Origin of the sequence: Phenylobacterium sp., from assembly GCF_036677185.1 — a bacterium.
GTDB lineage: Bacteria > Pseudomonadota > Alphaproteobacteria > Caulobacterales > Caulobacteraceae > Phenylobacterium.
Genome location: NZ_JAKFEN010000044.1, coordinates 55,167 through 74,876 on the forward strand (window position 1 = coordinate 55,167; position 19,710 = coordinate 74,876).

Below are 19,710 nucleotides of genomic sequence, written 5' to 3' on the forward strand. Positions count from 1 at the left end.
CGAATGAGTGAGTAAAGCGCGATTCCCGCCGGCAGGAACGTTTGCAAGCGTCCAAAGTCAACCGGTGCGACGACGCAGCACGCCGCGACCCAAGCTGAGCAATGCGGCTTTCAGAGGGCCATCGGGAGCCGCGGCGAGGCTGGCGGCCAGCTCGGCCTCCTCGGCGGCGTCCAGCGGGGCCGAGCGGCGGCGGACGGGCTTGCCGGTCTCGGCGGTCGCCCGCAAGGGTCCCTGGACGATCCGCAGCTTGTTCACCGCCGCCTCGCCGAGGAACAGGTTCACCCGCGCTACGATCTCCGGCGCCTGATGCTGGATGAGCGCCGCCGAGGCGCCGGCCACCCGGATCTCCAGGGCGGCTGGGCCGCCGGTGCGCGGCTTGGTCAGCTTCACCGGCTCGGTGCGCCGGGCGATCTCGGCCCCGACGATCTCGCGCCAGCGGGCCTGTAGCGCGCCGGATCCCTGGCCGTACTTGGCGTCCAGTTCCTTCAGCAGCCGGTTCAGGCTGCGGCCGGCCACGGGCGGCGGCCGGCGCTGGGGCCGCGTGCGCTTGCGCGCCAGGATCGCGGCGGCCTCGGCGGCGGTGGGGAGGTCTCGGGCCATCGGCCCGATCCTACATCAAGGCTCCCCCGAGAGGCGAGGATCGGGTAGCGAGGAGGCGATGACCGCCCCGGCCCTCCGATCAGCCCTGCTCGCCTGGTACGACGTGGGCGCCCGCGACCTGGCTTGGCGCGTGGGCCCCTCCGACGGGCGCGAGGGCGTACGGGCCGATCCCTACCGGGTCTGGCTTTCGGAGGTGATGCTGCAGCAGACCACCGTGCCGCACGCCACGCCCTATTTCCTGAAGTTCACCGCCCGCTGGCCGACCGTGTCCGACCTCGCCGCCGAGGAGGACGGGGAGGTGATGGCCGCCTGGGCGGGGCTCGGCTACTACGCCCGCGCTCGCAACCTGCTGGCCTGCGCCAGGGCGGTGGCGCGTGACCATGGCGGGATCTTCCCGGACACCGAGGAGGGGCTGCGGGCCCTGCCGGGGCTCGGGCCCTATACGGCCGCGGCGGTGGCGGCGATCGCCTTCGACCGGCCGACCAACGTGGTGGACGGCAATGTGGAGCGGGTCATGGCGCGGCTGTTCGCCGTCGAGACCCCGCTGCCCGAGGCCAAGCCGGAGCTGAAGCGGCTCGCCGAGGCCCTGGTCCGCGACCACCGCCCCGGCGACTGGGCCCAGGCCCTGATGGACCTCGGCGCGACGGTCTGCCGTCCGAAGGGGCCTCTGTGCGATCGCTGCCCGGTGGCGGCCTTCTGCGCGGGCCTGGCCGGCGGCGAGCCGGAGACCTATCCGCGCCGGGCCGCCAAGGCCGTCCGGCCGCATCGCCACGGGGTGGCCTACATCCTGACCCGCGGGAACGAGGTGGCCCTGGTCCGCCGCCCGCCCAAGGGCCTGCTAGGAGGCATGCTGGCCCTGCCGACCAGCGACTGGCGCGGCGTGGGCTGGAGCGACGAGGAGGCCCGCCACGCCGCCCCGGTCGGCGCCGACTGGCGCGCGGCAGGCGAGGTGGAACACGGCTTCACCCACTTCACCCTGACCCTGCGCCTGCTGCGCGCCGAGGGCGACGCGGAGGGCCTGATCTGGACGCCGCGCTCAGGCTTGGACGCCCTGCCGAGCGTGTTCCTGAAGGCCGCGCGGGCGGGGCTGGGCAACCTGCTGTAGCTGGTCGAGCGCGCAGGTTGTGCGCTTAGCCGACTATGGCGCTAAAGCGGAGGCTTCGACTGTCCGACCTGGGTGGGTGGGAAGCGGCATTAGACTTTGCGCCCGAGAGCGGACCTCCCTCATCCGCCACTGTCCGGACGCAGCCGGCGTCGGCAATGGGTGGGTTGCGAACCTTCGCTTAGCCCAGGAGCCGGGGACCCGTTGCCAGCAGGGGCTGCCATACACGTTCAAGGTCGCCAGCGGCGTCCTCGTTGGTGGCCGAAGCAGCGGAGACCGATGCTTCCAGAGCCTCGACGAACGTCCGTCCGGTGAGTCCGCCGACTGCTCTCCCCTCTCGGGTGAAGTGCCAGACCCAGCCCGCCCCCTTGCTTGAAAGGCGCGCATCGACCCATATCCAGCGATCCTCCCAAATGAAGATGCGTAGTCTGGCGCGCCGCGCGCCGATCTCGCACGCGATCTCAAGCTTCTCACGGTCGGCTGCCGATGCGCGTTCGACGATCTTTTCCGTCGTCAGAGACGGAACTCGGTACCGGATTGCGCGCCGACGCCTTCGCAGCGCCTCGAGAACTCCCAAGAGGAAATCGTCGCGCGGTGGATCGGACAACGTCTGAGGGGGCACGTTGAAGATTGCAGTTGGTTCGCGAATGTCCGCAAGGGTCGAAAGCGGACACTAGCCGTGCGCCCAGGGGAGGATCTCAGGGTCGCTGCGAGCAAGACTCACCCGTCGACCCTAGGGGCCCACCCCCTACGCCGCCGGCATCGCCGAGCGGATCTTGGACCTCAGCACGTCGATGGGGGCCAGGCCCTTGTCCGACTTGAAGTGCCAGTAGGTCCAGCCGTTGCAGGCCGGGGCCGACTGCACCATGGCGCCGACCTTGTGGATCGAGCCCGACAGGTCGCCGATCACCAGGCTGCCGTCGGCGCGCACGCGGGCGACGCGTTCGCCCTTGGGGCAGTACAGGGTGTCGCCGGGGCTGAGCAGGCCCGCCTCCAGCACCTGGCCGAAGGGCACGCGTGGCTCGGACTTCTTGGAGCCGGTGACCTCAAGGTCGCCGGGCGCCATGGGAATGACGCGCGCGATCCGCTCGCGGGCGAGCTTCACGTACGTCTCGTCCTGCTCCAGGCCGATGAACTTGCGGCCCAGGCGGCGCGCCGCCGCGCCGGTGGTGCCGGTGCCGAAGAACGGGTCGAGGATGATGTCGCCGGGCTTGGTCGAGGCCAGGATCACCCGGTGCAGCAGGGCCTCGGGCTTCTGGGTCGGGTGCGCCTTGACCCCGTTCTCGTCCTTCAACCGCTCCTCGCCGGTGCACAGCGGGAAGGTCCAGTCGGAGCGCATCTGCACGTCGTCATTGGCCATCTTCATGGCGTCGTAGTTGAAGGTGTAGCGGCGCGAGCCGCGGCCCTTGGCCGCCCAGATCAGGGTCTCGTGGGCGTTGGTGAAGCGCGTGCCCTTGAAGTTCGGCATCGGGTTGGCCTTGCGCCAGACGATGTCGTTCAGCAGCCAGAAGCCCAGGTCCTGCAGCGTCGCGCCGACCCGGAAGATGTTGTGATAGCTGCCGATCACCCAGAGCGCGCCGTCGTCCTTCAGCACGCGGCGGCACTCGGTCAGCCACTCGCGGGTGAACTTGTCGTAGGCGGCGAAGCTCTCGAACTGGTCCCAATGGTCGTCGACGGCGTCGACCTTGGAATTGTCCGGCCGCAGCAGGTCGCCGCCGAGCTGGAGGTTGTAGGGCGGATCGGCGAACACCAGGTCGACCGACTTCTCGGGCAGCTTCTTCAGCTCCGCGATGCAGTCGCCGTGGATGATGGTGTCGGGAGAAACGCCCATGTCACTGACCTCGATGTCCGGAGTCAGAATCATGAGTCATCGTGGTGAAGGCCGCGTTGAAGAACGTGGTGAACAAACCGTAAATCGTTCGCGGTCAGGCCGACCAGCGCACCCAGGCCCCGTGCGGGTGGACCTCGGCCAGCCGCCTGTCCTCGCCGCCCGGCCAGAGGGTGAGGCGCACTTCCATCCCGGCCGGGTTGTCCGCGGGCGGTTCCATGCGCAGCCAGGCGAAGGGCGCCTCGGAGGTCGCAGCCGCGCCGTGGGCCTCGATGACCTGGCGCAGGGCGGCCTGGCTCTCGGCCGGCATGTATTGCCAGAAGACGGAATGGTAGAGGACCATCGCGGCTCCGGGCCTGGGCGCGGCCACGCGGGCGGTCCAGCCCACCGCGTCAGCGGCCTCGACGGTGACGCCTAGCTCGCGGGCGAGGTCGATGGCCGCGGCGATGCGGTCCAGCCGCTCGAACTGGTCGGGCCAGATATAGGCCAGCAGGCGGCGGCGCTGGACGGGATCGGCGAGATCGCCCGGCCGCCGATCGCAGGCCGCGCGTTCGATCACCTCGATCCTGGCCTCGACCGCCGGAGTGGGACCCGTCCACTCGGTGTCCATCGAGACAGGGCTCTCCGGATCACCCCACGCTGTCGGACCAAATTGGTAGGCGTAGCGGTCCCAGTTCAGGTTGAGGCCCCCGCTCGCAGCCACCTCGAAGGCGCGGATAGGCAAGTTCGTTTGTTCCGCGATCTCCAGGAAGCCCGGCGCCAGGCAGACCGAGCGGCGGACCTCGTTGGTCTGCGGCTCGTGGGTCATGAAAGCGGCCAGGCGGTCCTGGTGGCGGATCATGGCGGCGCGGGCGGCGACCCAGGCGGAGTCCGCGTCGGCTTCACGGCCGCGCTTGGGATAGGTCGCCGCCAGGGCCGGATCGTCGCCGCTCAGCACCAGGTCGTGCAGGGCGCCCAGCAGCCGCAGGGGCACGGCGTCGGCGAAAAGCTCGCGCAGGCCCTTTCCCGCCCAGGGCGCGAGCAGGGCGGCGGTGGGGCCGCCGGCCGCGAGATCGGCGGCGGCCAGGTGGAGCAGGGCGGCGTGGAAAGGCGAGCCCAGCAGGTCGCAGCCGCGGGCCTGGGTGCTGAGGCACTGTGCGAGATTGTCGGTCATGCCTCCGCGATCCCGCGACGGCCGCGAAGCGTCAATCTTGATTCAATCGATCAATCGAGAACGAACTCGCCGCGTTCGATGAGGGCCAGCCGCACCGGCTCCCAGCCGCGGCGGTGGATCTCGCAGGGACCGAGGGTCCGCAGGGCCGTCACGTGGACCTCGGCGTGATAGCCCTTGTGCGAGGCGAAGCCGTAGCCGGGATAGAGCCCGTCCATCTCCACCATCAGCCGGTCGCGGGCGGTCTTGGCCAGGATCGAGGCTGCGGCGATGGAGCAGCTGATGGAGTCGCCCTTGACCACCGTCTTCACCTCGCAAGGCAGCTTGAAGCGATAATTGCCGTCCACCAGGGCGTAGACCGGGGTCACGCTGAGCGCCTCGATGGCGCGGCGCATGGCCAGGCCCGCGGCGTGCAGGATGTTGAGCTCGGCGATCTCCTCGACCGAGGCGAAGCCGACGCCCCAGGCGATGGCGTGCTGCTTGATCTCGATCTCCAGGGCCTCGCGGGCCTTGGCGGTGAGCTTCTTGGAATCGTCCAGGCCTGGAGGCACCCGCGCCGGGTCGAGGATCACGGCGCCAGCCGAAACTGGCCCGGCCCACGGTCCGCGCCCGGCCTCATCGACGCCGCAGACCGGACCCGGACAGGCCATTTCCAGCAGCATGTCCGGCATCAGGAGGGACTCATCCGGCGGACCTGGGCGTGCCGGTGGCAGCAGGTCAGGTGGTCGTTGACGAAGCCGGTGGCCTGCATGAAGGCGTAGACGATCACCGGGCCCACGAACTTGTAGCCCTTGGCCTTCAGCGCCTTGGACATCTCCTCGGCCACCCGGGTTTGGGCGGGAACCTGGTCGATGCGCTCCCAGCTGTTCTGGATCACCGTGCCGTTGGTGAAGCTCCACAGGAACTGGGAGAAGTCCTCGCCCTTGTCGCGCATGTCGAGATAGATCCGCGCGCCGCCGATCGCCGCGTCGATCTTGCCGTTGGAGCGGACGATGCCGGCGTCGGCCATCAGCCGGGCGCGGTCGGCCTCGCCGAACCGGGCGACCTTCTCCGGATCGAAGTCGGCGAAGGCCGCGCGGAAGGCGTCGCGCTTGCGCAGGATGGTGATCCAGGCGAGCCCGGCCTGGAACCCGTCCAGCACCAGCTTTTCCCACAGGGCGCGGGAATCGTATTCCGGCACGCCCCATTCCGTGTCGTGATAGGCCTCATAAAGCGGGTCGCCGGCCATGCCGCGCCAGCCGCATCGAATCGGGTCGGAGGTCATGGCCGCCAGTTTTGGCGGTGGCGGGCCGACCTATCAAGCGGAGCCTGCAGGCATGGCGTTCGAGAGCTTCCAACTGTCGCGGGTGGATGTGGGCGAGGCGACCCTGCGGGTGCGCCGTGGCGGCTCGGGTCCGCCGCTGTTGCTGCTGCACGGCTATCCCGAGACCCACATGATGTGGGGCAAGATCGCTGACGACCTGGCCAAGGATTTCACGGTGGTGGCGCCTGACCTGCGCGGCTATGGCGAGAGCTCCAAACCCGCCGCCAATGACGGCCACGAGAGCTATTCCAAACGCGCCATGGCCCGCGACGCCGTGGCCCTGATGGAGCATTTCGGCTTCGCGCGGTTCGACCTGGCCGGCCACGACCGGGGCGGGCGGGTCGGCTATCGCCTGGCGCTGGACTATCCGCAGGCGGTGCGGAAGCTCTCGATCCTCGACATCATCCCCACCGCCGAGGTCTGGAAGCGCGCCGACAAGCGCTTCGCGCTCGCCTACTGGCACTGGAGCTTCCTGGCCCAGCCGGCGCCGTTTCCCGAGACCCTGATCGGCCACGACCCCGACACCTTCTTCGGCAGCATGTTGCGTGGGGGCAAGGGGCCTTTCGCCGCCGACGCCTATGCCGACTATCGCAAGGCCATCGCCGATCCGGCGGTGATCCACGCCATGTGCGAGGACTACCGCGCCGGCGCGTCCTACGACATCGCCGCCGACGAGGCCGATCGCGGCAAGACCAAGATCGCCGCCCCGGTCCAGGTGCTGTGGGGCGCGCGTGGCGCGCTCGCCGCCTGGTACGACGTGCTCGCGGTCTGGCGGGAATGGGCCCACGACGTCCAGGGCCACGCCATCGACAGCGGGCACTTCATCCCGGAGGAACGGCCCGACGAGACCCTGGCGGCGCTGCGGGGGTTCTTTCTGGGGTAGCGAAAAGCCATCCCAAAGCTGTCATCCCGGTTTGCGAAGCAAGACCGGGACCCATAGACGCCGAGCCCATCCAGATGGCGAAGCGGACCCGCGTCCTGTTCCATCCGGTGTTCATGGGTCCCGGTCTTCGGCTGCGCCGAAACCGGGATGACATTGTTAGAGCGCGAACCACGCCGGCGTCTCGGCTCGCACCTTCCGCCCATCCGCCGTCAGCTCGCCGCCGATGCGGTCGAGGCGCACCAGGGCCATGGCCCGGCCCTGCGCGCCCGATAGCACCTCGCCGGCGCGCAGCTCGCCGTTCAGCACCTCGGAGCCTAAGGCCGGCGCGCCGCCCTCGAAGGCCAGGGGCAGCATGCGGCTCTTGATCTGGCCCCGGCGCTTCATGCGCGAGGTGGTCTCCTGGCCGACGAAACAGCCCTTCTTGAAGTCGATCCCGTTCAGCAGATCGAAATTGGCCTCGATGGGATAGGTGGTCTCGCCCGCCCAGTCGGCCGGGCCGGGCACGCCCAGGGCCAGGCGCTGGGCGTCGTAGGCGGCTTCGTCCGCGTTCGCCGCGGCCTCGACGCCATAGCCGCGCCAACCCAGAGCCGCCAGCCGCGGGTCAGGCAGCCAGCCCGCGCCGGGGTCATCGCCGAAGGCCGCGAAGATCGGGGCTTCGTCCACCTCGATCTTCACCTTGGCCCGCAGGCGGTACATGGAGAGCCGCAGGATCAGGGCCTCGCGCCCAGCCGCCTCCACGTCCAGCCAGGCGCCGTCCGGGCGCCCGACCAGGAACATGTCGTACATCAGCCGGCCCTGCGGGGTGAGCAGGGCGCCGAACCGCAGCTCGCCCGGCGCCAAGCTTTCGACATCCTGGGTGATCAGACCCTGCAGGAAGGTCCGCCAATCCTCGCCCGAGACCGCGATCAGGGCTCGGCTGTTCAAGCGTGCGATGGAGGTTGGTTTCGTCATGGTGTCGCAGTTAGGGGCTCGCCGGGTGGAGCGCCAGCGCCAGGGCCCTTATACAGTCCCGATGCCCAACGGGTCCTTCCCGATTCTGTTCATAACGGCGACGCGCATCGGCGACGCCGTGCTGTCGTCCGGGCTGATCCGCAAGCTGGTGGACGAGGTGCCGCACGCGCGCTTCACCATCGTGGCGGGGCCGGCGGCCGCGCCGCTGTTCCTCGACACCCCGCACCTGGACGAGATCATCGTCTTCGAGAAGTCCAAGAGCGGCGGACACTGGCTGGACCTTTGGAACCGGGTGCGGCGAAGGAAATGGGGCCTGATTGTCGACCTGCGCGGCTCGGCCATCTCCCAACTGCTCAAGCGCGACCGCCGGGCGGTGTTCAAGCGCAGCTTCGGGCCGGTGACGCACAAGGTGGTCGAGGCCTCGCGCCTGCTGAAGATCGAAGACGACCCGGCCGCGCCCTACCTCTTCACCACCGAGGCCACCGAGGCCTATGCCGAGGAGCTGACCGCCGGCCGCGGGCCGATCCTGGCCTTGGCCCCGGCCGCCAATTGGGTGGGCAAGACCTGGCCGGCCGAGCGCTTCGCCCAGGTGGCCAACCAGCTGGTCGGCGGCCATGGCCCGATGGCGGGCGGGCGGCTGATGCTGTTGGGTGGGCCCGACGACGCCCAGGCCGTGGCCGCCCTGCGCCATGTCCTGCCCCGCGAGCGCACCCTGGACCTGGCCGGCAAGGTCGACCTGCTCACCGCCTATGCCTGCCTCAAGCGGGCACGGCTGTTCATCGGCAACGACTCCGGCCTGATGCACCTGGCGGCGGCGGCGGGAATCCCCACGGTCGGCCTGTTCGGGCCATCGGACGAGCGCATGTACGCCCCGTGGGGTCCCGACACCCGGGTGGTCCGCGGGACCCGGAGCTTCGAGCAGATCCGCGCGGTTGACCCTGGCTTTCAGCAGGCGCTCTGTCACATGATGGACCTGCCGGTCAGCGACGTGACCGCCGCCGCCAAGGACCTGTTGGCGCAAACTCAACAATAGGACGTCCCATGCCGCAGACCTTCGACCTCATCGTCAAGGGCGGGGAGGTGGTGAACCACTCCGGCCGCGGTCTGGCCGATGTGGGCGTGCGGGACGGCAAGATCGTCGAGATCGGCGACCTCTCCCAGGCCTCGGCCGGCAAGGTGTTCGACGCCAGGGGCCTGACCGTCCTGCCGGGCGTCATCGACACCCAGGTCCACTTCCGCGAACCCGGCCTGGAGTGGAAGGAAGACCTGGAGAGCGGTTCGCGCGGGGCGGTGCTGGGCGGTGTGGTGGCCGTCTTCGAGATGCCCAATACCGAGCCCACCACCACCGACGCCGATGCGCTGGCCGACAAGCTCGCCCGCGCCAAGGGGCGGATGCATTGCGACCACGCCTTCTATGTGGGCGGAACCCACGAGAACGCCCAGTTCCTGGGGGAGCTGGAGCGGCTGCCGGGCTGCTGCGGGGTCAAGGTGTTCATGGGCGCCTCGACCGGCACCCTGCTGGTGCAGGACGACGAGGGGGTGGAGCAGGTGCTGCGCCACGTGCATCGCCGCGCCGCCTTCCACTCCGAGGACGAGTATCGCCTGGCCGAGCGGCGGCCGCTCGCACGCACCGGCGACTGGACCAGCCACGAGGAGGTGCGCGACGCCGCCTCGGCGCTGGAATCCACCCACCGCCTGGTGCGCATCGCCAAGGCGCTGGGCAAGCGCATCCACGTCCTGCACGTCACCACCGCCGAGGAGATGACGTTCCTTTCGGCCCACAAGGACGTGGCCAGCGTCGAGGTCACCCCCCAGCACCTGACCCTCACGGCGCCGGAGGCCTATGAGCGGCTGAAGGGCTACGCCCAGATGAATCCGCCGATCCGCAACGCCTATCACCAGGCCGGCCTCTGGCACGGGATCGCCGCCGGGGTGGCCGACGTGCTGGGCTCCGACCACGCCCCACACACCAAGGACGAGAAGGCCCGGCCCTATCCCGCCTCGCCGTCGGGCATGCCCGGGGTGCAGACCCTGGTGCCCCTGATGCTGACCCATGTGGCGGAGGGCCGGCTGTCGCTGGAACGCTTCGTCGACTTGACCAGCCACGGCGCCAACCGGCTGTTCGGCATGGCGGACAAGGGGCGGCTGGCGGTGGGCTACGACGCCGACATCACCATCGTCGACCTCAAGGCCCGCCGCGTGATCACCCACGAGATGATGGCCACCCGCGCCGGCTGGACGCCCTTCGACGGCTTCGAGGCCAAGGGCTGGCCGAAAGCCACCATCATCCGCGGCGAGGTGGTCATGCGCGACGACGAGGTGGTCGCCGAGGGCCGCGGCGAGCCGGTGCGCTTCGCCGAGACCCTGATGGGCTAGGGCTGGCGAGCCTCGCCTCGGGCGGCTAAGCCTAGGGGATGGACGCCGCCCTCGACCTTTCCACCGCCCCGTTCCGTGACGCCCGCTATGCGCCGCGGGCCCTTGCCGTGGAGGCTCGGCCGAACGGCGAGCTGATCCTGACCAACCCGACGCCCTACGCCACCGCCTTCACGACCATGACCCAGCCCCTGGAGGCCTGGGCCGCCAAGACCCCGTCTCGGACCTGGCTGGCCGAACGCTCGGGCGAGGGCTGGCGCGAGCTCAGCTACACCGAGGCCGCCCAGTCCGTGGCGGCCCTGGCGGGCGGGCTGCGCGAGCTGGGCGTTGTCGGGACCCGGCCGCTGCTGATCCTGGCGCGCAACGGTATCGACCACGCCCTGATGAAGTACGCCGCCATGAGCCAGGGGATGCCCGTGGCCCCGGTCTCGCCGCAGTACGGCCTGCCAGGCGCGAACCTGGCGCGGCTGGCCCACGCGGTGGAGGTGCTGAACCCGGCCGCGGTCTATGCCGAGGACGCGCTGCTGTTCCGCGAGGCCCTGGAGGCGCCGTTCCTGGCCGGCCTGCCGGTGATCGCGGGCGCCAACCCCCGGCTCGGCGACACCCCCTTCGAGCGGTTGCTGAAATCGGCGCCTGCCGCCGCCAGCGCCCGCCCCGACGACCACGCCAAATACCTGCTGACCTCGGGATCGACCGGCCTGCCGAAGGCGGTGATCTGCCTGCACCGCGGCATCGCCACCAACGCGGCGCAGATCACCGCCTGTTTCGACGACGACGAGCCGCCAGTGATGGTCAACGGCGCGCCCTGGAGCCACAGCCTGGGCGCCAACGCGATCCTGCACATGTCCCTGCATCGCGGCGGGACGGTCTACATCGACGCGGGCCAGCCGACCTCCGGCCGCTTCGGCGAGACGGTGCGGAACCTGAAGGAGATCTCGACCACCTACCAGAACATGGTGCCCGCCGGCTGGATGCTGTTCGCCGGGGAGCTGGAGAGGGACGCCGAACTGGCCGCGACCTTCTTCGCCCGGGTGCGGGTGCTGCAGTACGGCGGCGCGGCGCTCGGCCAGGACTTCTGCGACCGCATCCAGGCGGTCGCCGTGGCCACCGTGGGCGAGAAGATCAGCTTCGCCTCGGGCTATGGCGCGACGGAGACCGGTCCTACCGCCTGCAACGTACATTGGCTGAACGACCGGATGGGGATGATCGGCCTGCCGGTGCCGGGGACCTCGGTGAAGCTGGTTCCGGAGGCCGGCAAGCTGGAGTTCCGGGTCAAGGGGCCGCAGGTCACCGCCGGCTATCTGGGCCGGCCGGAACTGTCTGCCCAGAGCTTCGACGAGGACGGCTTCTACAAGCTGGGCGACGCCGCCCGCTTCGTGGACGACGCCGATCCCACCCGCGGCATGATCTATGACGGCCGGCTGTCGGAGAACTTCAAGCTGGCCAGCGGCACCTTCGTGGGCGTCGGCGAACTGCGGATCTCGGCTGTGGACGCGGTGGGCGACGCGGTCACCGACGCGGTGGTCTGCGGCGAGGGCCGCGAGGGCGTCGGCCTGATGTTCTATCCCAATCCCAACCTTGAGCGCGCGGAGGTCATCGACGCCGTCCGCGCCGGGATCGAGCGGCTCAACGCCCGGGCCAAGGGCGCCGGCGGCAAGATCCGCCGCGCCCTGGTGCTGGACGGTCCGCCGGACGCCGGGGCCGGGGAGATCACCGACAAGGGCTATATCGCCCAGGCCCTGGCCCGTTCGCGTCGGGCCGAGACCGTCGAGGCGCTGTTCGCCGAGTCGCCGGGAGACGGGGTGATGACCTTCCCCTAAGGCCGGACTAGGCTGGCTGGACCGGACGCAGAGCCGGGTTGGGAAGGAACGCCATGGGCGAGATCGTCAGCGGAGAGCGCAGGCTCTCGAGCGAGGCCTTGCGGGATCGGGCGGCGCGGGCGGCGAGCGGCCTGGCGTCCCTGGGCGTCGGGCCCGGTGACCTGGTCGCCATATACCTGCGCAACGACCTGCCGTTCTTCGAGGCGAGCGGCGCGGCCAGCCTGCTGGGCGCCTATCCGACGCCGGTGAACTGGCACTACGCCCCGGCCGAGGCCCAATACCTGTTCGAGAACTCCGGGGCGCGGGCCATCGTCATCCATGCCGATCTGCTCGAGGGGGTCCGCGAGGTCCTGCCGAAGGACACGCCGGTCCTGGTCGTGGCCACCCCGCCGGAGATCGCCCAGGCCTACGGCGTCGATCCCATGTCCGTGCCCCTGGGCATGACCGACTGGAGCGCCTGGCTGGAGGGCTTCGCGCCCTATGACGGCCCGGCCGCCGCCGCGCCGGGCACCATTATCTACACCTCCGGCACCACCGGCCATCCCAAGGGCGTGCGCCGCCGACCGCCCACGCCGGAACAGGCGGCGGTGACCGCCGGAATGCTGGCTGGGGCCTTCGGCTTCGCCGACTGGCTGGACCGTCCGGGCGAGATCGTCACCGTGGTCACGGGCCCGATGTACCACTCCGCGCCCAACGCCTATGGCATGGTCATGGCGGGGCTCGGGGCCAAGGTGGTCCTGGAGGCTCGGTTCGACCCGGAAGAACTGCTGGCCATGATCGAGGCCCACCGGGTGACCCACATCCACATGGTGCCGATCATGTTCAGCCGTCTGCTGAAGCTGCCGGACGAGGTCCGCGGCCGCTACGATCTCAGCTCGCTGAAGTTCGTGGTCCATGCCGCCGCGCCGTGCCCCGCCCCGATCAAGCGGGCGATGATCGAGTGGTGGGGGCCGGTGATCAACGAGTACTACGGCGCCACCGAGACGGGGGCGGTGGTGTTCTGTGACTCCCAGGAATGGCTGGCCCACCCCGGAACGGTCGGCCGCGCCATGCCGGGCTCCGACGTGCGGGTGATCGACGCGGCGGGAAACAGCCTGCCGCCCGGCGAGGTGGGCGAGGTGGTGGCCCGCACCGCCGGTATCGCCGACTTCACCTATCACGGCGACGACGCCAAGCGGGCGGCGTCCGAGAAGGCGGGGCTGATCGCCCCGGGTGACATCGGCTATCTGGACGCCGACGGCTTCCTCTATCTCTGCGACCGGGCCAAGGACATGATCATCTCCGGCGGGGCCAACATCTATCCCGCCGAGATCGAGGCCGAGCTGCACAAGATGCCCGGCGTCGCCGACTGCGGGGTGTTCGGCATTCCCGACGAGGCGTTCGGCGAGGCGGTCTGCGCCGTGGTCCAGCTCTCCCCCGACACGGAACTCACCGAGGGCGAGGTTCGGGCCTATCTGCGCGAGCGGATGGCGGGCTACAAGGTCCCCAAGCGCGTCGATTTCCACGCCGAGCTTCCCCGCGAGGACTCGGGGAAGATCTTCAAGCGGAAGCTGCGCGAGCCGTTCTGGGAAGGCCTCGACCGGCGCATATAAGACGCTTGCACCAGCCTGGTCGCCCTTCTCCCCTTGCGGGAGAAGGTGGCGTCCGGCAGGACGACGGATGAGGGGTCGCACTCCGCTCACCGCGCTTTGGTCGCGGCGCCTGGCCGGAGAGTTCTGAGAGACCCCTCGTCCGACCCTGCTCCGCAGGGCCACCTTCTCCCGCAAGGGGAGAAGGAACGACAGGGCGGGGAGGCCCAGAAGCATGAACGGCGCCGACGCCCTGATCGAGACCCTGGTGGCCAACGAGGTCACCGCCTGCTTCGCCAATCCCGGCACCAGCGAGATGCAGTTCGTCAGCGCCCTCGACCGCCAGCCGGCCATGCGCCCGGTCCTGTGTCTGTTCGAGGGCGTGGCGACCGGAGCGGCGGACGGCTATGGCCGGATGGCGGGCAAGCCCGCCTGCACCCTGCTGCACCTGGGTCCCGGCTACGGCAACGGCCTGGCCAACCTGCACAACGCGCGCCGCGGCTTCACGCCGATCGTCAATGTGATCGGCGACCACGCCACCTATCACCGCCAGTACGACGCGCCGCTCAATTCCGACATCCCGACCATCGTCGGCCCCAACTCGCTCTGGGTGAAGTCGGCCGACAGCCCCGAGACCGTGGCGGCGATCACCGCCGAGGCGGTCGCCGCTAGCTACGGCCCGCCCGGCGGTCCGGTCAGCCTGATCCTGCCGGCCGACTCCGCCTGGCTGGAAACCACCACCAAGCCGGCGAAGGCCCAGATCCCGGTGCGCGCGGCCCCCTCGGCTGACGCCGTCGACACCACCGCCAAGGCGCTGAAGGCCGCGGCCAAGCCGGTGCTGCTGCTGGGCAGCCAGGCCACCAGCGCCGCGGCGCTCACCCAGGCCAGCCGCCTGGCCGCGGCCGGCTATCGCGTGCTCACCGACACCTTCATCGCCCGCCAGCCGCGCGGGGCGGGGATCTTCCAGCCCGGCCGCATGCAGTATTTCGGCGAGGCGGCCCTGGCCGATCTCGCGGGGGTCGACCTGATGATCTATGTGGGCACGGTCATTCCCGTCGCCTTCTTCGCCTATCCCGACCGGCCCAGCGTCCTGGTCCCGGAAGGCTGCGAGACGCTCACCCTCTCCACCCGCCAGGAGGACTCGGTGGCGGCGCTCACCGCCCTGGCCGACGCCCTGGGCGCCCCGGCCTCGGGCCCGGTCCAGCCGCTGAAGGTGGCCGAGGCCTCGCCCACCGGCCAGCTCACCCCGCAGTCGGCCGGCGCCTCCATCGCCCGCCACCTGCCGGAAGGCGCGGTGATCTGCGACGACTCGGTGACTTCCGGCGGCGGCGTCGCCGTACCCTGCGGAACGGCCCAGCCGCACGACGTCCTTGCGCTCACCGGCGGGGCCATCGGCATCGGCATGCCGCTGGCCATCGGCGCCGGCGTGGCCGCGCCGGCCAGCAAGATCGTCTCCCTGAACGGCGACGGGGCCGGCATGTACACGGTCCAGAGCCTCTGGACGATGGCGCGAGAGAACCTGGATGTGACCGTGGTGGTGTTCGCCAACCACAGCTACCGCATCCTCAATATCGAGATGGGCCGCACCGGCGCCGGCAACCCCGGCCCCTCGGCGTCGAAGCTGCTGGACCTCGGAAGTCCGAAGATCGACTGGGTGTCCCTGGCCAAGGGCCTGGGCCTTCCCGCCATGCGCTGCACCACGGCCGAAGAGTTCGACGACGCCTTCGCCCGGGCCATGAACGAGCCAGGCCCGAAGTTCATCGAGGCGGCGATCTAGCGGCGCGCGCTTTCGCGCGAGGGTCCGTGACCTTATCCTGAGGGACCGACGGAGACTGCGACATGTGCCGTAACATCAAGACCCTGTACAATTTCGAGCCCGAGGCGACCGACGACGAGGTCCGCGCGGCCTCGCTGCAGTTCGTGCGCAAGCTGAGCGGGTTCAACACCCCATCCAAGGCCAATGCCGCGGCGTTCGACGCCGCGGTCGAGGAGGTGTTCCTGGCGGGCCGGCGTCTGTTGGACTCCTTGGAGACCAACGCGCCGCCGCGTGATCGCGAGACCGAGGCGGAGAAGGCCCGGCGTCGGTCGGCGGAGCGGTTCGGCGTTCGCGCCTGAGCCTGACGGCCAGGCGATCCGCCGCCGCGGTTGACCTCTCCGCCGGATCACGCATCGATCGGCCGATGACCCGCACCATCATCCTGTGGGCGCTCGTCCTGGCGGCCGGCGCCTTCGTGCTGCAGTGGCTGGAGTACCAGTACCTGGCGCGCGCCTTCCCGCGGGAGGTCTATGTCGGGATCATCGGCGTCGCCTTCGGCGCGGGCGGCGTCTGGGTGGGCTGGAAGCTCACCTCGAGGGCGGCCGCGGGGCCTTTCCAGCGCAACGCCGCGGCCCTGGCCTCGCTCGGTCTCACCGGCCAGGAGGTGAAGGTGCTTGAGCGGCTGGCGGCCGGCCAGTCCAACAAGGAGATCGCCCGCGCCCTCGGCCTCTCGCCGAACACCGTGAAGACCCACATCGCCAACCTGTTCGGCAAGCTGGAGGTCAGCCGCCGCACCCAGGCGGTGAACAAGGCGCGCGACCTGCATCTGATCCCGTAAGGCTCGCCGCCCGCCAAACGGGCGACGCCCACGATCTCACCCTTTCGGGCGATACCGCCGCGCCGCGTGAGGCGCATAGTCTCGCTTGTGTTCGTTCCCGTCCCGCAGAGGAGCCACCGGCATGTCCCGCATCATTCTGACCTACGGCCTGATCTCGGGCCTTGTCATCATCGCCGGCATCATCGGCACCATCGTCGCGGGCGGCGGCGACCATGGCAGCGCCTGGCTGGGCTATCTCATCATGCTCGTGGCGCTCTCTTCCATCCTGGTCGGGGTGAAGCAGCACCGGGACCAGGCGCTGGGCGGGGTCATCACCTTCCGCCGGGCGTTCCTCCTCGGTCTCGGCATCGCAGCCGTCGCCTCGGCCGCCTATATCGCGGTGTGGGAGGTCTATCTCGCGATGACCGGCTACACCTTCATGGACCAGTACGCCGCCCACGTGCTGGAGGCCAAGCGCGCCGCCGGGGTCACGGGAGCCGCCTATGAAAGGGCCGTCTCCGAAATGGACGCCATGCGCCGGTCCTACGCCAATCCCCTGTTCCGCGTACCGATGACCTTGGTGGAGATCTTCCCGGTTGGCCTGCTGATCGCCCTGGTCAGCGCCGCCCTGCTGCGCAATCCGAAGTTCCTGCCGGCGAGGTCGCGCCCGTCCGCCGCCTGACCGCGACGCTCAAGCTATTTTGCATCGCACCATTGATTTTTGCTGCGTCGCACCATAGATCGCGTCCAGCGAAAGGATACGATCATGCTCTTTGTCGATTTCGAGAATGTCGAAGGCCAACTGGCCGCGTCCCGCGCCGTGCGGAACTTCTTCGCCAAGCTGTTCGCGCGCCTGAGCGTCAAGCGCGCCGTCGGGTACGCCTGACGAACCCGGCCGGCGATCGGCGCAAGAAAAAGGCCCGCGGGTTTCCCCGCGGGCCTTTCTCGTTTCAGCGTCGAGAAGCGCCTAGCTGTTGCCGGGCAGCTTGCAGTCCTTCGAGAAGGCGCAGCCGATGACCGAGACCGGCTCGAGCGTCTCGGGTTGGTACTCGAGGATGTAGCCCTTCAGGCCGTCGGCGCAGGCCACTTCGAAATAGGTGGTGCCCTTGGCCGTGCGGCCGATCACGCGGGTGTTGGACACCTCGCACTCGTTCTTGCCCTGCTTCTTCAGGTCGGCCGTGACCAGCTTGTAGCCGGCGTCGGGCTTGGTGAAGCTGCAGCGATAGCCGGCGATCGGCGCGCGGGCGCAGTCGACCACCTGGGACTTGGTCCCCGGACCGAAGATGCCGACGGCGCCGTCGGGACGGTTGGAGCAGGCCAGTTCGACCACGTCCTTGCCTTCACCCGACGGGAACGGGCCGTACTTGGAGACCTCGCAGTCGAACTTCGCGGCCTTGGCGAGCTTGGTGTAGAGGCCGTTCTGCTCGGTGACCGCTTCCTTGGCGTCGGTGAGCGTGCAGCCGCCCATCACCATGGTGGCCTTGGCGCATTCGTAGGCCGTGGTCAGGACGCCCTTGTCGACCTTGTAGAGGTAGCCCTTGCCATCGGTGCAGGAGGCTTCGAAGAACGACGAGCCGCTCTGCGAGACGCCGATATACTTCTTGTCCTTGACGGCGCAGCCGTTCTTGGCGGCGGCGACATAGGTGTCGATCACCGACAGGCGGGCGGTCTTGTCGCGTAGGGTGCACTTAATGTTGCTCTCGGAGTCGTCGTAGAGCATGCAGTCGGTGGCCTCGACGGGCTTGGCCGCGTCGATGGGGGCGCTGGCCTTGATGATGTAGCCCTGAGCCGAACCCTGGCAGGCGACTTCGAGATAGGTGGCCGTGGCGCTCTGGCCGATGCCGCGGACCTGCTCGGGGGTGCACTGCACCTTGGCGGCGGCGAGGACCGGGGCGAGGTCGGACTTCGGATCGGCGTTGCCGGGCAGCATGCAGGGCAGGCTGGAGGGCTTGCCGTCGGGCTGCGGGGTGTTGGCCTCGACGCAGGTGAACACCGTCGGCTTGGCGCCGGCCGGGGCCTGGACGATGAAGCCCAGCCCGGCGTCGCAGTCGACTTCATAATAGCTGGTGGAGGTCTTGGCCTTCTTGTCGTCGGCCTTGCCGATGAAGCGCGCGTCGGTGACCTTGCAGGCGACGCCGGCGGCCTGGGCCAGGGCGGGCGCCTCAGCCATGCCTTGGGTGCGCTGCTTTTCGGTGATTTCCGGGGCTTTCTTGCCCTGGGAGACGGCCGTCGGCGCGAACGCCAGAATAGCCAATACGGCGGCCAGCCCAATTCCGAATGGCCTCATGGTCCTCATACTCCTGGGTGTTTCCCTCTGGGGGCGACATAAACCTTAGGGCCGTCAAAGGGCAAGCGTGGCGTGAACCCGGTGTGAACGCCACGGGCCGGCGCCCGCATTCGGGGTTTGCCCCGGCTGGCCGCACGTCGGAAACTAGGCGCCTTGAGCAGTGGGAGGGCGACGCCGTGCGCGACGGAATTGAAGAGACCATCACCGAGGCGCCCCGGCCGAAGCTGCACTACCCCTTCGAGCACGGCCCCAGGCCGGGCGAGGCCATCGACGTCGCGCCGGGCGTGAAGTGGCTGCGGATGCCGCTGGGCGGCTCCCTGGCCTTCATCAATGTCTGGGCCATCGAGGAAGACGGCGGCTGGGCCATCGTCGACACCGGCATGGGCGGGTCCGACACCCAGCAGGCGTGGCGCAAGGCTTTCGCCGAGTCCCTGGGCGGCCGGCCGGTCACTCGCGTCTTCGTGACGCACATGCATCCCGACCATATCGGCATGGCCGGCTGGCTGACGCGGAAGTTCCAGTGCCGGCTGTGGATCAGCCGGCTGGAGTTCCTAATGTGCCGCTCGCTGGCCGCCGACACCGGCCGCGAGGCCCCGGCCGATGCGCTGACCTTCTACAAGGCCGCCGGCTGGGACGAGGAGGCGTTGGAGAACTACCGCGCCAAGTTCGGCGGCTTCGGCCGCGGCCTGCACGCCCTGCCCGACAGCTTCCAGCGGATGAGCGACGGGGACGAGATCACCGTCGGCGGCCGGCTGTGGAAGGTGGTGGTGGGATCGGGCCATTCGCCGGAGCACGCCTGCCTGTGGTGCCCGGAGCTGAAGCTGTTCATCTCCGGCGACCAGGTGCTGCCGAAGATATCCTCCAACGTCTCGGTCTTCCCGACCGAGCCGGCGGGCGATCCGCTGACCGACTGGCTGACCTCGCTGGCCCGGATCAAGACCCGGGTGCCCGACGACGTCCTGGTGCTGCCGGCCCACAACGATCCGTTCCACGGCCTGCACGCGCGCATCGACCACCTGATCGCCGGCCATGAGCGGGGCCTGGCCCGGCTCTCGGAACTGATCGCCGAACCCAAGCGGGCGGTCGACGTCTTCCACGTGCTGTTCCGCCGCAAGATCGACCAGTGGGTGCTGGGCATGGCCACCGGCGAGAGCATCGCCCACCTCAACTGCCTCCTGTCGCGCGGCCAGGCGACGACAGTGACCGATTCCGACGGCGTCGTCTGGTATCGGGCGGCGGCTTAGGTATACGTTGTAAGTATTAGGGAGCGCA

Annotated in this window: 18 protein-coding genes; 11 read left to right on the forward strand and 7 right to left on the reverse strand. The window is 69.7% G+C overall.

All coding sequences use genetic code 11. The features are described 5' to 3' along the window. Positions 1-57: 57 nt before the first annotated feature. Positions 58-600 (reverse strand): DUF721 domain-containing protein, encoded by a 543-nt coding sequence (locus V6M51_RS23210; RefSeq protein WP_332770603.1) that lies wholly within the window; start codon positions 598-600, stop codon positions 58-60. 58 nt (positions 601-658) lie between these two features. On the opposite strand from V6M51_RS23210, the gene mutY reads away from it, so the two are divergent. Beyond that, positions 659-1,705: an A/G-specific adenine glycosylase gene (gene mutY / locus V6M51_RS23215; protein ID WP_332770604.1), complete on the forward strand. Its 1,047-nt coding sequence runs from the start codon at positions 659-661 to the stop codon at positions 1,703-1,705. Between the two features lie 745 nt (positions 1,706-2,450). On the opposite strand, the gene V6M51_RS23220 is transcribed toward mutY, so the two are convergent. The 4 genes from V6M51_RS23220 to V6M51_RS23235 form a co-directional block, all read right to left on the reverse strand. Next, entirely contained in the window at positions 2,451-3,533 is a 1,083-nt protein-coding gene (locus tag V6M51_RS23220; protein ID WP_332770719.1) for a site-specific DNA-methyltransferase, read from the reverse strand. A 94-nt stretch (positions 3,534-3,627) separates the two neighbouring features. Continuing rightward, the gene (locus tag V6M51_RS23225; RefSeq protein WP_332770605.1) at positions 3,628-4,683 is read right to left on the reverse strand and encodes a DUF2332 domain-containing protein; all 1,056 of its coding nucleotides are present in this window, start codon (positions 4,681-4,683) and stop codon (positions 3,628-3,630) included. Positions 4,684-4,733: 50 nt separating this feature from the next. Then, positions 4,734-5,351, reverse strand: coding sequence for a ribonuclease HII (locus V6M51_RS23230; protein ID WP_332770606.1), 618 nt, complete (start codon positions 5,349-5,351; stop codon positions 4,734-4,736). Then, the gene (locus tag V6M51_RS23235; RefSeq protein ID WP_332770607.1) at positions 5,351-5,944 is read right to left on the reverse strand and encodes a DNA-3-methyladenine glycosylase I; all 594 of its coding nucleotides are present in this window, start codon (positions 5,942-5,944) and stop codon (positions 5,351-5,353) included. The genes V6M51_RS23230 and V6M51_RS23235 overlap by 1 nt, the downstream gene beginning before the upstream one ends. A gap of 52 nt (positions 5,945-5,996) precedes the next feature. Here V6M51_RS23235 and V6M51_RS23240 point away from each other — a divergent pair, with 52 nt between their 5' ends. Continuing rightward, entirely contained in the window at positions 5,997-6,866 is an 870-nt protein-coding gene (locus tag V6M51_RS23240; RefSeq protein ID WP_332770608.1) for an alpha/beta fold hydrolase, read from the forward strand. Between the two features lie 156 nt (positions 6,867-7,022). Here the strand turns inward: V6M51_RS23240 and ygfZ are convergent, their stop codons facing one another. Further along, positions 7,023-7,817, reverse strand: a complete 795-nt coding sequence (gene ygfZ / locus V6M51_RS23245) for a CAF17-like 4Fe-4S cluster assembly/insertion protein YgfZ (RefSeq protein WP_332770609.1) — start codon at positions 7,815-7,817, stop codon at positions 7,023-7,025. Between ygfZ and V6M51_RS23250 the strand changes: the two genes are divergently transcribed. The 8 genes from V6M51_RS23250 to V6M51_RS23285 all read left to right on the forward strand — a co-directional run bounded on the left by V6M51_RS23250 (position 7,816) and on the right by V6M51_RS23285 (position 16,833). Then, positions 7,816-8,850: a glycosyltransferase family 9 protein gene (locus V6M51_RS23250; RefSeq protein ID WP_332770610.1), complete on the forward strand. Its 1,035-nt coding sequence runs from the start codon at positions 7,816-7,818 to the stop codon at positions 8,848-8,850. The two genes, ygfZ and V6M51_RS23250, sit on opposite strands and share 2 nt — an antisense overlap. An 8-nt stretch (positions 8,851-8,858) precedes the next feature. Continuing rightward, positions 8,859-10,193, forward strand: coding sequence for a dihydroorotase (locus V6M51_RS23255; protein WP_332770611.1), 1,335 nt, complete (start codon positions 8,859-8,861; stop codon positions 10,191-10,193). A gap of 38 nt (positions 10,194-10,231) precedes the next feature. Then, positions 10,232-12,010 (forward strand): feruloyl-CoA synthase, encoded by a 1,779-nt coding sequence (locus V6M51_RS23260; RefSeq protein WP_332770612.1) that lies wholly within the window; start codon positions 10,232-10,234, stop codon positions 12,008-12,010. 53 nt (positions 12,011-12,063) lie between these two features. Continuing rightward, a complete protein-coding gene (locus tag V6M51_RS23265) occupies positions 12,064-13,602 on the forward strand; it encodes an acyl-CoA synthetase (RefSeq protein WP_332770613.1) in 1,539 nt (512 codons plus the stop codon). A 211-nt stretch (positions 13,603-13,813) separates the two neighbouring features. After that, positions 13,814-15,355 (forward strand): acetolactate synthase large subunit, encoded by a 1,542-nt coding sequence (locus V6M51_RS23270; RefSeq protein WP_332770614.1) that lies wholly within the window; start codon positions 13,814-13,816, stop codon positions 15,353-15,355. A 62-nt stretch (positions 15,356-15,417) separates the two neighbouring features. Next, the gene (locus tag V6M51_RS23275) at positions 15,418-15,693 is read left to right on the forward strand and encodes a DUF2277 domain-containing protein (RefSeq protein WP_332770615.1); all 276 of its coding nucleotides are present in this window, start codon (positions 15,418-15,420) and stop codon (positions 15,691-15,693) included. A 65-nt stretch (positions 15,694-15,758) separates the two neighbouring features. Beyond that, positions 15,759-16,172: a helix-turn-helix transcriptional regulator gene (locus V6M51_RS23280; RefSeq protein WP_332770616.1), complete on the forward strand. Its 414-nt coding sequence runs from the start codon at positions 15,759-15,761 to the stop codon at positions 16,170-16,172. Positions 16,173-16,293: 121 nt separating this feature from the next. Next, positions 16,294-16,833 carry a DUF4199 domain-containing protein gene (locus V6M51_RS23285; protein WP_332770617.1) on the forward strand — a complete coding sequence of 180 codons (540 nt, stop codon included), beginning with the start codon at positions 16,294-16,296 and terminating at the stop codon, positions 16,831-16,833. A 285-nt stretch (positions 16,834-17,118) separates the two neighbouring features. On the opposite strand, the gene V6M51_RS23290 is transcribed toward V6M51_RS23285, so the two are convergent. Further along, positions 17,119-18,438, reverse strand: coding sequence for a hypothetical protein (locus tag V6M51_RS23290; RefSeq protein WP_332770618.1), 1,320 nt, complete (start codon positions 18,436-18,438; stop codon positions 17,119-17,121). 176 nt (positions 18,439-18,614) lie between these two features. Between V6M51_RS23290 and V6M51_RS23295 the strand changes: the two genes are divergently transcribed. Next, positions 18,615-19,682, forward strand: a complete 1,068-nt coding sequence (locus tag V6M51_RS23295) for an MBL fold metallo-hydrolase (protein WP_332770619.1) — start codon at positions 18,615-18,617, stop codon at positions 19,680-19,682. Positions 19,683-19,710: the final 28 nt, after the last annotated feature.

Coding starts and splice junctions, on each gene's coding strand:
- V6M51_RS23210 (WP_332770603.1), bottom strand. CDS start 600: ATGGCCCGAGACCTCCCCACCGCCGCCGAGGCCGCCGCGATCCTGGCG.
- V6M51_RS23220 (WP_332770719.1), bottom strand. CDS start 3,533: ATGGGCGTTTCTCCCGACACCATCATCCACGGCGACTGCATCGCGGAG.
- V6M51_RS23235 (WP_332770607.1), bottom strand. CDS start 5,944: ATGACCTCCGACCCGATTCGATGCGGCTGGCGCGGCATGGCCGGCGAC.
- V6M51_RS23225 (WP_332770605.1), bottom strand. CDS start 4,683: ATGACCGACAATCTCGCACAGTGCCTCAGCACCCAGGCCCGCGGCTGC.
- V6M51_RS23285 (WP_332770617.1), top strand. CDS start 16,294: ATGTCCCGCATCATTCTGACCTACGGCCTGATCTCGGGCCTTGTCATC.
- mutY (WP_332770604.1), top strand. CDS start 659: ATGACCGCCCCGGCCCTCCGATCAGCCCTGCTCGCCTGGTACGACGTG.
- V6M51_RS23255 (WP_332770611.1), top strand. CDS start 8,859: ATGCCGCAGACCTTCGACCTCATCGTCAAGGGCGGGGAGGTGGTGAAC.
- V6M51_RS23260 (WP_332770612.1), top strand. CDS start 10,232: ATGGACGCCGCCCTCGACCTTTCCACCGCCCCGTTCCGTGACGCCCGC.
- V6M51_RS23280 (WP_332770616.1), top strand. CDS start 15,759: ATGACCCGCACCATCATCCTGTGGGCGCTCGTCCTGGCGGCCGGCGCC.
- V6M51_RS23290 (WP_332770618.1), bottom strand. CDS start 18,438: ATGAGGCCATTCGGAATTGGGCTGGCCGCCGTATTGGCTATTCTGGCG.
- V6M51_RS23275 (WP_332770615.1), top strand. CDS start 15,418: ATGTGCCGTAACATCAAGACCCTGTACAATTTCGAGCCCGAGGCGACC.
- V6M51_RS23265 (WP_332770613.1), top strand. CDS start 12,064: ATGGGCGAGATCGTCAGCGGAGAGCGCAGGCTCTCGAGCGAGGCCTTG.
- V6M51_RS23270 (WP_332770614.1), top strand. CDS start 13,814: ATGAACGGCGCCGACGCCCTGATCGAGACCCTGGTGGCCAACGAGGTC.
- V6M51_RS23250 (WP_332770610.1), top strand. CDS start 7,816: ATGGTGTCGCAGTTAGGGGCTCGCCGGGTGGAGCGCCAGCGCCAGGGC.
- V6M51_RS23230 (WP_332770606.1), bottom strand. CDS start 5,351: ATGCCGGACATGCTGCTGGAAATGGCCTGTCCGGGTCCGGTCTGCGGC.
- V6M51_RS23240 (WP_332770608.1), top strand. CDS start 5,997: ATGGCGTTCGAGAGCTTCCAACTGTCGCGGGTGGATGTGGGCGAGGCG.
- ygfZ (WP_332770609.1), bottom strand. CDS start 7,817: ATGACGAAACCAACCTCCATCGCACGCTTGAACAGCCGAGCCCTGATC.